At 56.8% G+C, this 14,563-nt stretch carries 10 protein-coding genes; 6 read left to right on the forward strand and 4 right to left on the reverse strand.

The features are described from left to right. The first annotated feature begins 347 nt into the window (after nt 1–347). From SBO83_RS05585 to SBO83_RS05610, 6 genes are all read left to right on the forward strand, one after another. Entirely contained in the window at nt 348–2,654 is a 2,307-nt protein-coding gene (locus SBO83_RS05585) for an FdhF/YdeP family oxidoreductase (RefSeq protein ID WP_353501990.1), read from the forward strand. Between the two features lie 135 nt (nt 2,655–2,789). Further along, on the forward strand, nt 2,790–4,733 hold the full coding sequence (locus SBO83_RS05590) for an exoribonuclease II (protein ID WP_396130738.1): 1,944 nt from the start codon (nt 2,790–2,792) through the stop codon (nt 4,731–4,733). A gap of 748 nt (nt 4,734–5,481) precedes the next feature. Beyond that, on the forward strand, nt 5,482–6,690 hold the full coding sequence (locus SBO83_RS05595; RefSeq protein ID WP_396130739.1) for an FAD-dependent oxidoreductase: 1,209 nt from the start codon (nt 5,482–5,484) through the stop codon (nt 6,688–6,690). A 119-nt stretch (nt 6,691–6,809) separates the two neighbouring features. Then, nucleotides 6,810–7,481, forward strand: a complete 672-nt coding sequence (gene fetA, locus SBO83_RS05600; protein WP_396130740.1) for an iron efflux ABC transporter ATP-binding subunit FetA — start codon at nt 6,810–6,812, stop codon at nt 7,479–7,481. After that, nucleotides 7,468–8,235, forward strand: coding sequence for an iron efflux ABC transporter permease subunit FetB (gene fetB, locus SBO83_RS05605; RefSeq protein ID WP_396130741.1), 768 nt, complete (start codon nt 7,468–7,470; stop codon nt 8,233–8,235). The genes fetA and fetB overlap by 14 nt, the downstream gene beginning before the upstream one ends. Before the next feature lie 44 nt (nt 8,236–8,279). Next, the gene (locus SBO83_RS05610; RefSeq protein WP_396130742.1) at nt 8,280–9,128 is read left to right on the forward strand and encodes a DUF817 domain-containing protein; all 849 of its coding nucleotides are present in this window, start codon (nt 8,280–8,282) and stop codon (nt 9,126–9,128) included. Nucleotides 9,129–9,186: 58 nt separating this feature from the next. Here the strand turns inward: SBO83_RS05610 and hutU are convergent, their stop codons facing one another. From hutU to SBO83_RS05630, 4 genes are all read right to left on the reverse strand, one after another. Then, nucleotides 9,187–10,869 carry a urocanate hydratase gene (gene hutU / locus SBO83_RS05615; RefSeq protein WP_396130743.1) on the reverse strand — a complete coding sequence of 561 codons (1,683 nt, stop codon included), beginning with the start codon at nt 10,867–10,869 and terminating at the stop codon, nt 9,187–9,189. Nucleotides 10,870–10,886: 17 nt separating this feature from the next. Further along, entirely contained in the window at nt 10,887–12,467 is a 1,581-nt protein-coding gene (hutH, locus tag SBO83_RS05620; protein WP_396130744.1) for a histidine ammonia-lyase, read from the reverse strand. Between the two features lie 82 nt (nt 12,468–12,549). Continuing rightward, nucleotides 12,550–13,122, reverse strand: coding sequence for a HutD family protein (locus SBO83_RS05625; RefSeq protein WP_396130745.1), 573 nt, complete (start codon nt 13,120–13,122; stop codon nt 12,550–12,552). Next, nucleotides 13,119–14,492, reverse strand: a complete 1,374-nt coding sequence (locus tag SBO83_RS05630; RefSeq protein WP_396130746.1) for a formimidoylglutamate deiminase — start codon at nt 14,490–14,492, stop codon at nt 13,119–13,121. The genes SBO83_RS05625 and SBO83_RS05630 overlap by 4 nt, the downstream gene beginning before the upstream one ends. Between the last annotated feature and the right edge of the window lie 71 nt (nt 14,493–14,563).

The following is a 14,563-nucleotide window of genomic DNA, read 5'->3' on the forward strand; positions in this document are numbered from 1 at the left end:
TGGCTAAAATAGATTCAATACTCCCCAAACCTTGTTCCATAAAGGCTAAAACAGCGAAATTTGCAGGAGAAAACGGATTGGCGCATAGGGTGCACTATAAAGACGCACGACTAAACCCTGTTTATTTTTCTAAGCGTTTCATAATGAAACGGCTTAGTTACAATTTGTTGATATTTCCCGCGATAAACGCGCTCTATCTCACGATTGCGCCATTCGATTAGACGAAATCCCCTCTTCAGTCCTAAACTTGTGACATAAAATTAACAATCGGTTTAACAATTCAGCGCCGCCGATTGCATGTCACTTATCACATTCGGCTTTTCGAATGACACCTGCGAAGCGAAAATATGAAATTCAAAACTGAGATCAAACCTTATACCGGTGCTGCCGGTGGTTGGGGATCATTAGAAGCCACCACCCGTTACGTCTTCGACAGCAAAAAAGTCCTTTCTAACCTGCGCAACCTGATGCGCGTGAACAAGGGTCGCGGCTTCGACTGCCCGGGCTGTGCCTGGGGCGACGACAACCACAGCACCTTCAGCTTCTGTGAAAACGGCGCCAAAGCCGTCAGCTGGGAAGCCACGCGTAAGGCCTTGGAGCCTGAGTTCTTTGCTCAGCACAGCGTGAGCAAACTGCGCGAACAGAGCGACTATTTCCTTGAGTATCAGGGCCGTTTGACTCAGCCGCTGCGCTACAACCGCACCACTGACCACTATGAGCCTATTAGCTGGGACGACGCCTTCTCGCTGATCGCCAGCCATTTAAAAGGTCTGGAAAGCCCGGATCAGGCTGATTTCTACACCTCTGGCCGCGCCAGCAACGAAGCTTCTTATCTGTATCAAGTGTTTGGCCGCATGTTCGGCACCAACAACTTCCCTGACTGCTCCAATATGTGCCACGAAGCCAGCGGCGTCGGCCTGAAGCAGAGTATCGGGGTGGGTAAAGGCACCATTCGTCTCGACGACTTCGAAAAGGCCGATGCCATTTTCGTCTTCGGTCAGAACCCCGGCACTAACCACCCGCGCATGCTGCACAGCCTGCGCCACGCCGCCGATCGCGGCGCGAAAGTAGTCAGTTTCAACACCCTGCGCGAGCGCGGTCTTGAGCGTTTTGCTGACCCACAAAAACCGCTGGAAGTGGTGACCACCAAGTCTGGACGCATCAGCTCCGCCTACTATCAACCAAACCTTGGCGGCGACATGGCGGCGGTTCGCGGCATTGTTAAAGCCCTGCTGGAAGCCGACCGCGACCGCGTGTCCAACGGCCTGAGCACCATTTTCGACGCAGACTTTATCGCCCAGAACACCGCGGGCGTGGATGAGTATCTGGCGGTGGTGGATGCTACCTCTTGGGAGAAAATCGTCGAGCAGTCTGGCCTTTCCGAAGAAGAAATTCGCGAAGCGGCGTCTATCTACGTGCAGGCCGAGCGCGTGATTTGTACTTGGGCGATGGGTATCACCCAGCACAAACACTCCGTGGCTACCGTGCGTGAAATCACCAACCTGCAACTGCTGTTTGGCCAACTCGGCAAGCCGGGCGCGGGCCTGTGTCCGGTTCGTGGTCACAGTAACGTGCAGGGCAACCGCACCATGGGTATCGACGAAAAAGCGCCAAAAGCCCTGCTCGACGCCATGGAAGCCCACTTCAAATTCACCCCGCCGCGCAACCCGGGCCACAACACGGTTGAAGCGTTGGAAGCCATGTTGAAGGGTGACGCCAAAGTGCTTATCTGCCTCGGCGGTAACTTAGCGGCGGCGGCACCGGACACCCTGCGTACCGAGAAGGCGCTGAGCAATCTCGACCTGTCAGTGCAAATCAGCACCAAGCTGAACCGCAGCCACTTAACCCCGGGCCGCGAAGCCTTGATCCTGCCTACCCTTGGCCGTACCGAGCTGGATATGCAGGCCACGGGTTCACAGTTTATTACCGTTGAAGACTCCTTCAGCATGGTTCACGCCTCCGAAGGTGTCGGTATCCCGTTATCTCCAGAGCAACGTTCCGAGACGGCGATTGTCTGCGGCATTGCTAACGCCGTGCTGGGCGACAAATACCTCGACTGGATGGCGCTGGCGGACGATTACAACCTGATCCGCGACCATATCGAAGCCACTATCCCAAGCTTTACCGATTTTAACGCCCGTTGCGACATTAAAGGCGGCTTCTACTTGGGTAACGCAGCGGCCGAGCTGAAATTCAACACGCCTACCGGCAAAGCCAACTTCAGCGCGGCAAGCCTGCCTGAACAGCTGATCCCGCAGGGCAATCAGGATGCGCCGTTTACGCTGCAAACCCTGCGCTCCCACGACCAGTACAACACCACCATTTACGGGCTTGATGACCGTTACCGTGGCGTTTACGGCCAGCGCGAAGTGCTGTTCATCCACCCTGACGACTTAGCGGCATTAGGTATGAAGGATGGCGAACTGGTGGAAATCGAAACCCTGTGGACGGACGGCGTCGAGCGCAAAGTGACCGGCTTCAAACTGGTGAGCTACGACATCCCGCGCGGCAATCTGGCGGCCTACTACCCGGAAACCAACCCGCTGGTGCCAATGTCCAGCTTCGGTGACCAAACTCACACCCCTACCTCTAAAGCGATCCCGGTGGCTATCCGCCGCTGCGAGCAGAAAGTCGATCTGCAACGCATCGCCTAATCTTCAAGTCTGCATTCCCTCTTTCGCGACAAGGTTATGTCGTGAAAGAGGGGGTTATTGCTTGCCGCACGCGGTCATTTCGCGTAAAACTGTCTGCCGCTAATCGAGCCACTTTAACCCCACTCTCTGGACGATATGTTTCAAGATAACCCGCTGCTCGCGCAGCTAAAACAGCAACTTCACTCTCAGACTCCCCGCCTTGAAGGCATCGTTAAAGGAACTGAGAAAGGCTTTGGCTTTCTTGAAGTAGACGGTCAAAAAAGTTACTTCATTCCGCCTCCGTACATGAAAAAAGTCATGCACGGCGACCGCGTGATTGCCTCTTTACAGACCGAGAAGGACCGCGAAGTGGTTCAGCCCGAAACGCTGGTTGAGCCTTTCCTCACCCGCTTTGTTGGCCGCGTATCCAAGAAAGATGACCGCCTGTCTATCGTGCCGGACCATCCTTTGCTGCGTGACGCCATCCAGTGCCGCACCGCGCGCAACATCAATCACGAAGTCAATGACGGCGACTGGTGTGTAGCAGAAATGCGCCGCCACCCGCTGAAAGAAGGCGATCGTGGTTTTCAGGCCGAATTAACCGAGTGGATCACCACCGGTGATGACGATCTGGCCCCTTGGTGGGTCACGCTGGCGCGCCATAATCTGGAACGCGAAGCCCCTAAATCTGAAATTGCAGAAATCCTTGATCAAGGTCTGACTCGCGAAGACCTGACCGCCCTGCCGTTTGTCACTATCGACAGTGGCAGCACGCAGGACATGGATGACGCGCTGTATGTTAAAGACAACGGCGACGGCACCCTGCAACTGAATATCGCGATTGCCGATCCAACAGCTTACGTGGCCGAAGGCACCGAGCTGGACAACATCGCCAAAAAACGCGCATTCACCAACTACCTGCCGGGCTTCAACATCCCGATGCTGCCGCGCGAACTGTCTGACGACCTGTGCTCGCTGTGGCCGGACGTTCAGCGCCCGGTGCTGGCATGTAGCGTCACCCTCGCCGCCGACGGCGCGCTGGGTAGCGACATTCGCTTCTTCGCGGCAACCATCGAGTCAAAAGCCAAACTGGCCTATGACGATGTTTCCGACTGGATTGAGCAGGAAGAGAAAAGCGCATGGCAGCCACAAAGTGATGTGATTGCTGACCAGATTCGCCTGCTGAAACGCGTCTGTGACGTGCGCAGCGCGTGGCGTACCGCCAACGCGCTGGTGTTCAAAGACCGCCCTGACTTCCGCTTCATTCTGGGCGAGAAAGGCAACGTGCTGGAAATCGTCGCCGAGCATCGCCGCATTGCTAACCGCATCGTTGAAGAATCGATGATCGCGGCGAACGTTTGTGCCGCCATCGCCTTGCGCGACACTCTTGGTTTCGGCGTTTATAACGTGCACACCGGCTTTGACCCGCTGCTGGTTGAGAACGCCATCACCGTGTTGCAAGCCAATGATGTTGAAGCTAATGCTGAAGAACTGCTGACCTTGCCGGGTTTCTGCGCACTGCGTCGTAAACTTGATGCGATGCCAACGCAGTTCCTCGACAGCCGCATTCGTCGTTTCCAGACTTTCGCCGAAATCAGCACCGTCCCTGGCCCGCACTTTGGTCTGGGTCTGGAAGCCTACGCCACCTGGACTTCGCCAATCCGTAAATACGGCGATATGGTCAACCACCGCCTGTTGAAGGCGATGATCACCAAGCAGGCCGCTGAGAAGCCCCAAGACGAGATGACCGTGCAACTGGCGGAGCGCCGCCGCGCCAACCGCATGGCCGAGCGTGATGTCGGTGATTGGCTGTACGCGCGTTACTTAGAAGATAAAGTCGGTACTGACACCAAGTTCAGCGCCGAAATCATCGACGTCACCCGCGGTGGCCTGCGCGTTCGCCTGCAAGACATCGGCGCCGTCGCCTTCATCCCTGCTCCGTTCCTGCACAGCGTGCGCGACGAGCTGGTATGCAGCGCCGACACCGGCACCGTACTGATCAAGGGCGAAGTCGCCTACCGTCAGAGCGATATCATCGACGTGCAAATCGCCGAAGTCCGCATGGAAAACCGCAACGTGATCGCCAAACCAGCCGTTTAGGGTTTCGCTGGCGCGATGTTAGAAGGGCTGGTCAGGGAAAGCTGACCGGCCTTTTTTTATTTCAAATTTAAGGTCAAGGTCGTGGGCGTCGGCCCACACCGACCAGGGGGCGGCATATCGCCACCGCCCCCTGGACCCCCAGGCTCTTTCACTGCGCGCTCCGCTAGTTGGATGGACGTGTTTCAGTCACTTCCGTTCACACCGCGAAATGCCGTCGCTTAGGCGGTTCCCTCAGTTCGGGCTTCGAGCCTTGGGTCTCGAACCACTCCCTCGGCGTCATTTCTGACTGCGGTTTTGAGGCATTTCAACCGTGCCGTTTCAGTAGTTTCAGGATTGTTTTTTGAATTGGAATGAAACGGTTCGGTGTAGATGCCCATGGGCCGCGTTCAGAAGTGACGCCGAGCAAGAGGTGGAAAACCGCGTGTCTTTTTACGCGGGTTGTAATCCCGCAGCGAGGGGACCGCCTAAGCGGCGGCATTTCGCGGCGATCACAAAGGTCGCTGAAACACGTCCATTCCAACCCTGCGCAGCCTCGATCTTCCAGCAACAAAAAGCGCGTGAGTCCAGAGGGCGCGCGCTTACGCGCCTTCTGGGCCAGTTTGCGTGGCAACGCAAGGTTTTAGCAGTGTGGGCGGCGAGCCCACGATTTCAACCTTGAAGTTGAATTTAAAAGCGGTCAAAAGATTGACCGCCACCCCTTCAAATGATAATTATTATCATGTAAATCATTTTCTGCCGGACAGGTTCCATGAGCTTTAATTCTGAACACTCTTCCGCTTCATGTTGCATCGTTGGCGGCGGCCCTGCGGGTTTGATGCTGGGTTATCTGCTTGCCCGCCAAGGTATTACCGTTACCGTATTGGAGAAACATGCCGATTTCCTGCGGGATTTCCGTGGTGACACTATTCACCCCTCAACGCTGGAAATTATCTGGCGATTAGGCTTTCTCGACGAATTCTTGCAATTGCCTCATCAACGCGCTGAGAAGCTGTATGGCGAAATCGACGGCAAAGAGACCACGCTGGCGGACTTCAGCCACTTGCCGACCCGGTGCAAATTCATCGCCTTTATGCCGCAGTGGGATTTCCTCAATTTCATTAGCAGCAAGGCCGCGATGCTGCCGAACTTCACCTTGCTGCACAACGTCGAGGTGAAGGGCCTGATTGAAGAGAATGGCGTGGTGAAAGGCGTTAACGCAGTCATTAATGGCGAAACGCGGCGGATTGAGTCGAAGCTGGTGGTTGGCTGTGACGGGCGTAATTCCATTGTGCGCGAACAGGCTGGGATGGAAATCCGCCGTTTTGGCGCGCCGCGTGACGTGCTGTGGCTGAAAATCCACAAGCTGGCGGATGACCCGCAGTGGTCGATGGGCCATCGCGGGCCGAAGAAGAATTTCATCATGATTGACCGTGGTGACTACTGGCAGTGTGGCTACTCCATCGCCAAAGACAGCCTCGACGCGCTGCGTGAGAAAGGTTTGCAGCCCTTTATCGAGCTTATCGCCGAGGTTTCGCCTTTCGAACTGGGCCGCCTGCAGAACGACATTACCGACTGGGATCAGGTCAAGTTGCTGAAAATCCGTATCGACCGCCTGAAAGAGTGGGCCAAGCCGGGCATCTTGTGCATTGGCGACGCCGCCCACGCTATGTCGCCGATTGGCGGCGTCGGAGTGAATCTGGCGATTCAGGACGCCGTGGCGACTGCCAATATCATCAGCGCCCCGCTGCTCAAAGGCAGGCTGGAGTTGAAGCACTTACAGCGCGTCCAGCGCCGTCGCGCCTTTCCTACTTGGGCAACCCAGTCTTTGCAAATCATGATCAGCAAAGCGGGCCAGAAGAAACGCAGCAAACCACCGGGCCGTATGGAGCTTTGGTTGCGCAGCCGTAAGTTTGTGCCCTTCCTGTTTGGCAGGCTGATTGGTATAGGTTTCTATCGGGAAATCCCCAAAGGGCTGTGATGCAGCCCGTCCATCGACTGCCAAGGCTTTTGTAAACGATTTGAAGCAACTCAGTTTGTTACCTGACACAAACTGAGTGGTATTATGCGCGCATTCAATGGACCACCAAGGAAGACGCCATGCCGCAGTCTGCGCCCCTTTTAGACCTTCAGGAAGTCAGCTTTACCCTCAATCAACGCCCCCTGCTGGAACCCGTTTCATTTACCCTAAATCCGGGTGAATTCACGCTGCTGACCGGGCCTTCGGGCAGTGGCAAAAGCACGCTACTGAAGATCATTGCTGCGCTGCAAACCCAGACCGGCGGGACCATCAAGTTCAAAGGCGACGATATTACCGGCTTAAAAACGGAAAAATATCGCCAGCAGGTCTCCTATTGCTTCCAGACCCCTTCGCTGTTTGGCGATACCGTGCGCGACAATCTGGCGCTGCCTTATCAAATTCGTGGCCAGAAGATGGATGAAGCCAAAGTGAAACAGTGGCTGGAGCGCGTCAATTTGCCGACGGATATACTGGATAAGAAAGCCCAAGAGCTGTCTGGCGGCGAGAAGCAGCGCGTCTCATTGCTGCGCAATCTGCAATTTATGCCCGATATCCTGCTGCTGGATGAAATTACCAGCGCCCTCGACGAAGAGAATAAGCACAACGTCAATCAGATCATCGCCGATTTGGTCGAGCAGGAGAACCTCGCCGTACTCTGGGTCAGCCACGACAGCAATGAGATCCGCCACGCCAAAAACGTTATCACCCTAAGCCACCGCGCCGCCGAGAGCATCGACCATGAGCCAGCATAACATCACTAACGAATCACTGGCGCTGGCCCTCATTCTGGTCATCGTCGCCCTGCTGGTCAGTAAACGCGAGAAGCTGGGACTAGAAAAGGACATCATCTGGAGCGTCGCGCGAGCTATCGTGCAACTGGTGGCGGTCGGCTATGTGCTCAAATACATTTTCGACCTCAATGACGGCTGGCTGACCCTGCTGATGGTGCTGTTCATCTGCTTTAACGCCGCCTTTAACGCCAAAAAGCGTAGCCGGAATATTGATAACGGCTTTGCGATTTCCTTTATCGCTATTACCGCCAGCACCGCGCTGACGCTGGTGATCCTGATCCTCAGCCGCTCGATTGAATTCCTGCCGATGCAGGTGATCCCCGTCTCCGGCATGATTGCGGGCAACGCCATGGTGGCGGTCGGGCTGTGTTACAGCAATCTCAACCAGCGCTTTATGGATAACCAGCAAAAAATCCTCGAGATGCTCAGCCTCGGCGCATCCACCAAGCTGGCGTCCGGCTCGATTATTCGCGACAGCATTCGCGCCGCGATGATCCCCACCGTCGATGCCGCCAAGACCGTCGGCATCGTCAGCCTGCCGGGCATGATGTCCGGGATGATTTTCGCCGGTATCGATCCGGTAAAAGCCATTAAGTACCAGATAATGGTCACCTTTATGCTGCTTGGCACCGCCAGCGTCTCCACCATCATCGCGGGTTACCTCGCCTACCGCCGTTTCTATAATGAGCGTGCGCAACTGCGCGTGATGAAGTAAATTTAGCGGCTTTCCTGCAATGGGGATTTTATTCAAGGACGACCATGGGCCCTTTACAACGACTGGATTTATTTCTGACTCAACCCCGCGAAAAGCAGCCAATTCGCGGAGTTCGCCGCTTTTTAACCGAATTTGTTTTCTTCGGGGTGAAAGAGGCGCGCGCCTGTATCTTCGTCGGACTGTTCTTTTTGGCGGTGTTTTTGGTGCCGCGCGGCGGCATATTCCATGTCCCGCGCTATGACGTTTTGCTGCTGGTCGCGCTGTTTATTCAGGTGTGGATGCTGACCAGCAAGCTTGAAACGTTGGATGAGTTTAAAGCCATCATGCTGTTTCACGTGGTCGGTTTTGCGCTGGAAGTTTTTAAAACCTCGTCGGGCATTCGCTCGTGGAGCTACCCGGATTTCGCCTACACCAAGCTGTTCGGCGTGCCGCTGTTTTCCGGCTTCATGTACGCGGCGGTGGGCAGTTATATGATTCAGTGCTGGCGGCTGCTGGACGTTAAAGTGCGCAACTACCCGCCCTATACGCTGGCCGCCATCTGCTCGCTGCTGATTTACGTGAACTTCTTCACCCATCACTACATTGGCGATTTCCGCTGGTACATCACCGCGCTGGTACTGGGGCTTTACGCCCGCAGCTATGTGGTGTTCACTCCCTACGATACCCCACGCCGCATGCCGCTGATTTTGGCATTTATTCTGATTGGCTTCTTCATCTGGCTGGCGGAGAACATCAGCACCTTCTTCACTATCTGGCGCTACCCTAATCAGCTCAGCAGCTGGTCCGGCGTGCATCTGGGTAAATGGAGCTCCTGGGCGCTGCTGGTTATCATGACTTTCACCATGATCACCTGGCTGAAAAACATCAAAAAGCATGTTCACGTGCCGGTTTAATCTTCGCCATAAAAAAGGGCAAGCTCGCGCCTGCCCTTATCTTTCTAACTTAGCTTACTCACACCATTGGCAGGTTTAGGTCATTGCGTTTGGCGCAGTCGATGGCTTGCTGATAACCCGCGTCGGCGTGGCGCATGACGCCGGTTGCCGGGTCATTCCACAGCACGCGTGACAGGCGGGCATCGGCTTCTTTGGTGCCGTCGCAGACAATGACCATCCCCGCGTGCTGAGAGAAGCCCATGCCTACGCCGCCGCCATGGTGCAGGCTGACCCAGGTAGCGCCGCCCGCCGTGTTAAGCAGCGCGTTGAGCAGCGGCCAGTCAGAAACCGCGTCGGAGCCATCTTTCATCGCTTCGGTTTCGCGATTTGGCGAGGCCACCGAGCCGGTATCCAGATGGTCCCGCCCAATCACTACCGGCGCTTTTAGCTCGCCGTTGCGCACCATTTCGTTAAAGGCTAGTCCGGCGATATGACGCTCGCCGAGGCCCAACCAGCAGATCCGCGCCGGCAGCCCTTGAAACGCGATGCGCTCGCGAGCCATATCCAGCCAGTTGATCAGATTAGCATTGTCCGGGAACAGCTCTTTCAGCTTGGCGTCGGTTTTATAGATATCTTCCGGGTCGCCGGAGAGCGCCACCCAACGGAACGGGCCTTTGCCTTCGCAGAACAGCGGGCGGATATAAGCCGGAACAAAGCCCGGGAAATCAAAGGAATTCAGCACACCTTCCTCTTTCGCTACCTGACGAATATTGTTGCCGTAATCCACGGTTGGAATGCCCATGGCGTGGAAGTCGAGCATCGCCTGCACGTGTTTCGCCATCGACGCGCGAGAGGCTTTCACCACCGCCTGCGGGTCAGAGACGCGTTTGTCCTGCCATTGCTCCAGCGTCCAGCCTTCCGGCAGGTAGCCATTGAGCGGGTCATGGGCCGAAGTCTGGTCAGTGACGATATCCGGGCGCAGGCCGCCCTGCTTGGCGCGCGCCACCAGCTGCGGCATCAGCTCCGCCGCGTTACCCAACAGGCCAACGGAAATCGCCTGTTTTTCCGCGCAGGCTTTCTCAATCATCACCAAGGCTTCTTCGATGCTGTACGCTTTGTAATCCAAGTAACGGGTGCGAATGCGGAAATCGATGCGCGACTCCTGACACTCAATCGCCAGCACGCAGGCTCCCGCCAGTACGCCAGCCAGAGGCTGTGCACCGCCCATGCCGCCAAGACCGGCAGTCAGGATCCACTTACCGCGCAAATTGCTGTTGTAGTGCTGGCGGCCCGCCTCGGCGAAGGTTTCATAGGTTCCCTGCACGATGCCCTGCGCGCCGATGTAGATCCACGAACCGGCGGTCATCTGGCCGTACATCATCAACCCGGCTTTATCCAACTCGTGGAAATGGTCCCAGTTGGCCCAGTGCGGCACCAAGTTAGAGTTGGCAATCAGCACGCGCGGCGCGTCAGCGTGGGTGCGGAAAATCCCCACAGGCTTGCCGGATTGCACCAGCAGCGTTTCATCAGCGTGCAGCTTGCGCAGGCTGTCTAAAATCGCTTCGAAGGCCGGCCAGTTGCGCGCCGCTTTGCCGATACCGCCATAAACCACCAGATCTTCCGGGCGCTCGGCCACGTCAGGATCGAGATTGTTCTGGATCATCCGGTAGGCCGCTTCAATCAGCCAGTTTTCACAGCTCAATTCCGTGCCGTGAGGGGCGCGAACCGCGCGAGCAACCGCCGTTTTCTGAGGTGCATTCATGTTGAATTCCTTATTAATCAGTTAAAACTCGGTAACAAAGCTTCAATGACCGACGGCCACTGCCCGCGACTGGCCCACAGGCGCATGGCTTCTACGTCAGGTGCCATCAGGCGATCTTTTTCCAAATAGGCCACGTCTTGGCGAATGGCCTGTAACTCTTTCTCTAGCAGCGGAGAGCTTTTCAGCGGGCGAATGAAGTCGATGCCCTGCGCGGCAGCCATCGCCTCAATGCCCACCACCACGGAAGTGTTGAAACACATGTCGCCAAGGCGACGGGCGGCGTAGGTCGCCATAGAGACGTGGTCTTCCTGATTGGCGGAAGTTGGCAGGCTGTCCACGCTGCCCGGATGCGCCAGTGATTTGTTCTCAGAGGCCAATGCGGCGGCGGTCACCTGTGCAATCATAAAGCCGGAGTTCACCCCGCCGTCATTAACCAGGAACGGCGGCAGACCTGACAGCCCTGTGTCGAGCAGTAATGCCAGGCGGCGCTCGGAAATAGCCCCAATTTCGGCCACCGCCAGCGCGATGATATCGGCGGCAAAGGCTACCGGCTCGGCGTGGAAGTTACCGCCAGAGATAACATCGCCGTTCTCGGCAAACACCAGTGGGTTATCCGAAGCGGCGTTAGCTTCGATTTGCAAAACGCGGGCGGCGTGTTGCAGGTTATCAAGGCATGCGCCCATCACCTGAGGCACGCAGCGGATAGAATAAGGGTCTTGCACCCGGCCGCAGTCGGCGTGAGAGGTGACAACGTCACTCCCTTCGAGTAATGCGGTTACCGCCGCGGCGACGGAGATTTGCCCCAGTTGGCCCCGCGCCTGATGAATTCTCGCGTCATAAGGCTTCACCGAGCCTTTGATCGCTTCCAGCGACAGTGCCCCGGCCACCAAGCCTGCGGAGAAGACTCGTTCAGCTTCAAACAGCCCGGCCAGCGCCAGAGAGGTCGATACCTGCGTGCCGTTTAGCAGCGCCAGCCCCTCTTTTGGCCCCAGCTCAATAGGTTTCAAACCGACGGTCGCCAGCCCTTCTACCGCCGACATGCGCACGCCCTGCGCGGTGACTTCCCCTTCGCCGATCAGCATCAGCGACAGGTGGGCCAGCGGAGCCAAATCTCCCGACGCGCCCACCGAGCCTTTCTCTGGAATACACGGCAGCACGCCCGCGTTGAGCAAGCTTATCAGTGCATCAATCACTTCCATGCGAATACCAGAATGGCCGCGCGATAGGCTGAGGATCTTAGTGGTCATCACGAGACGCACCACGTTATCGGCCAGCTCTTTGCCAATCCCGACGCTGTGCGACAGCACTAGATTGCGCTGCAGCTCGGCCAGACGCTCTGCCGGAATGCGAGTTTGCGCCAGCTTGCCAAACCCGGTGTTGATGCCATAAACCACTTTGCCGGACTCAACGATGCGGTTCACCGTTTCCTGTGACGCCAGCACGCCCGCGCGCGCTTCCTCGGCCAGTTCAACGCGAACGCTCCAATGTTGCTGCGAGTTTTCTCGTTTTTCGGCAGAGTAAATCGCGCGCAGCGTGGCGAGGTCAACCTGACCGGGATGCAGATGGCAGACGCGAATGTCGTGAGATGCAGATGACATAATCTAATCCTGTATAGACAAGTTAGGGACAAACAACGCCCGACACAGTGAAATGGCCGGGCCCTTTATTGAAATCGCTAAATCAGCGGGTGATTTCTACCCAAAGCAGTTTCGCATCTGGCAGCAAAGCCCGGACTGGCTGGCGTTTTTCTTGGTTCGGCTCAAAAGCCCAGTACAAGCCATCTTCCGCGGCCAGTTTGATGGAGGGCGTCACCTGCCACTCTCCGCGCAGAACGTACAGCAGCCCGGCGGTTTGCCAGTTGACCTCAAAGTCATGGCTTTGCGCCCTGACCTGCGCCGCGCAGCTGCCGCGACGGGTCATAATGTTGAAATCCTTGGTCACGCCGCCCAGCAGCGTGGCGGCGATCGGCACTTCTCCAGCGAAAGAGTAAGGCGCGCCAATCTTAGTTAAGGGGTGGTCGACACCCTGCTCACCGTGCAGATGCACGCCCTCGCCATTTAATAAGGTGATCGAGCGGTCAATACCGGCAAAGAGAGAAAAAGGCCCATCAGCCGCAATGGTGGCGATGCTGGCCCGCCACTCAAAATCGCGTTGACCCGCAGGCCAGCTGATAATTTCACGGGTTTCCCCCCCGCCGTTGCGCCAAGGGCTGACAGGCAGACTGGCGTAGGAGAATCGGGTTAATGCGCTCATGCCGCGTCCCTTGCCAGTTGCTGGAGCAATGCAAGGAAGTCCGCGCTGGCCTGAGACTGTTGAGGATGGCGGCCATTGACCACTTTGGCTTTGCCCGCCACAAAAACGTCACGAATTTGCGCGGCGCTACCGGCAAAAATCCACCGATTGAGCAGTTCGCTGTCTGCCGCCGCCGCGAGGTACGGGTCTTCACCGTCTAGTACCAGCCAGTCGGCGCGATAGCCCACGGCAAGCTGACCGATAGCCGCGCCGCAGGCTTGAGCACCGCCCCGTAGCGCCTGGGTGTAGAGCAAATCCCCTACTGAAGTATGCTCAGCGCTGGTCAGGCGATTGCGGCGCAGGTCGCGCAGACGCTGGCCGTACTCCAGCCAGCGCAGCTCTTCCACCACGTTGAGAGACACATGGCTATCAGAGCCAATGCCCCAGCGCCCTTTTTGCGCCAGATAATCCACGCCGGGGAAAATGCCGTCGCCGAGATTCGCCTCGGTGGTTGGGCACAGGCCGAGCACCGCGCCGCAGGCCGCAATGCTCGCCAGCTCGAAACGGTCGGGATGTGTAGCGTGGATCAGGCACCAGCGCGGGTCCACGTCGATGTTATCGAACAGCCACGCAATAGGCCGTTGCCCGCTCCAGGCCAGACAGTCATTCACCTCTTTCTGCTGCTCGGCAATGTGGATATGCACCGGCAGATCCTCTGGACTAGCAGCCAGCACCTGCTGCATTTGTTCACGAGATACCGCGCGCAGCGAATGGAAGCACAGCCCCTGATTTTGCAGTGGTTTGTCTTGCAGCTGCGAAGCAATCACTTGCTGTTGATTGAGGTAACTCTCTGCATCTTGAATAAAGCGTCTTTGGCCAGTCTGGGCAGGCTGCGCGCCAAACCCCGAGTAGCTGTAGAGCACCGGCAGCAGCGTCATACCAATGCCCGCCTGCTCGGCGGCATCGCTAAGCTGGGCAGTCATTTCACCCATGTCGCTATATGGCTGGCCGTTGATATCATTATGTAAATAGTGGAATTCGGCGACTTGGGTATAACCGCCTTTGAGCATTTCGATATACAGCTGGCGGGCAATCACGCCCACCTGATCAGGAGTCAAACGGCCGACCAGCCGATACATCAGATCTCGCCAGGTCCAGAAACTATCTTGCGGGTTGCCCGCCACTTCAGCCAGACCGGCCATGACCCGTTGAAAAGCGTGAGAATGTAGGTTTGGCATCCCCGGCACAATCGGCCCGTTGAGCCGATAAGCCCCTTCCGGCTGGGCATTGGCCTCTACCGAGGTCAGCACGCCCAGTTCATCAACGGTAAGTCGCACGTGACTCGCCCAACCCTGTGGCAACAGTGCGCGTGTGGCGAAATAAGCAGGCATAGAGACAGTCCTAAATCTTGAGATTGAAGGTCTACAAATGCAATTTATAAGAAACAATTGCGAAACGTTCC

Origin of the sequence: Ewingella allii (genome assembly GCF_044430645.1) — a bacterium.
GTDB lineage: Bacteria > Pseudomonadota > Gammaproteobacteria > Enterobacterales > Enterobacteriaceae > Ewingella > Ewingella allii.

Excerpts from the sequence above, each read along its gene's own strand:
- SBO83_RS05625 (WP_396130745.1), bottom strand. The coding sequence starts at position 13,122 with ATGAGCGCATTAACCCGATTCTCCTACGCCAGTCTGCCTGTCAGCCCT.
- SBO83_RS05610 (WP_396130742.1), top strand. The coding sequence starts at position 8,280 with ATGGGCCCTTTACAACGACTGGATTTATTTCTGACTCAACCCCGCGAA.
- fetA (WP_396130740.1), top strand. The coding sequence starts at position 6,810 with ATGCCGCAGTCTGCGCCCCTTTTAGACCTTCAGGAAGTCAGCTTTACC.
- SBO83_RS05630 (WP_396130746.1), bottom strand. The coding sequence starts at position 14,492 with ATGCCTGCTTATTTCGCCACACGCGCACTGTTGCCACAGGGTTGGGCG.
- hutH (WP_396130744.1), bottom strand. The coding sequence starts at position 12,467 with ATGTCATCTGCATCTCACGACATTCGCGTCTGCCATCTGCATCCCGGT.
- SBO83_RS05595 (WP_396130739.1), top strand. The coding sequence starts at position 5,482 with ATGAGCTTTAATTCTGAACACTCTTCCGCTTCATGTTGCATCGTTGGC.
- SBO83_RS05585 (WP_353501990.1), top strand. The coding sequence starts at position 348 with ATGAAATTCAAAACTGAGATCAAACCTTATACCGGTGCTGCCGGTGGT.
- fetB (WP_396130741.1), top strand. The coding sequence starts at position 7,468 with ATGAGCCAGCATAACATCACTAACGAATCACTGGCGCTGGCCCTCATT.
- SBO83_RS05590 (WP_396130738.1), top strand. The coding sequence starts at position 2,790 with ATGTTTCAAGATAACCCGCTGCTCGCGCAGCTAAAACAGCAACTTCAC.
- hutU (WP_396130743.1), bottom strand. The coding sequence starts at position 10,869 with ATGAATGCACCTCAGAAAACGGCGGTTGCTCGCGCGGTTCGCGCCCCT.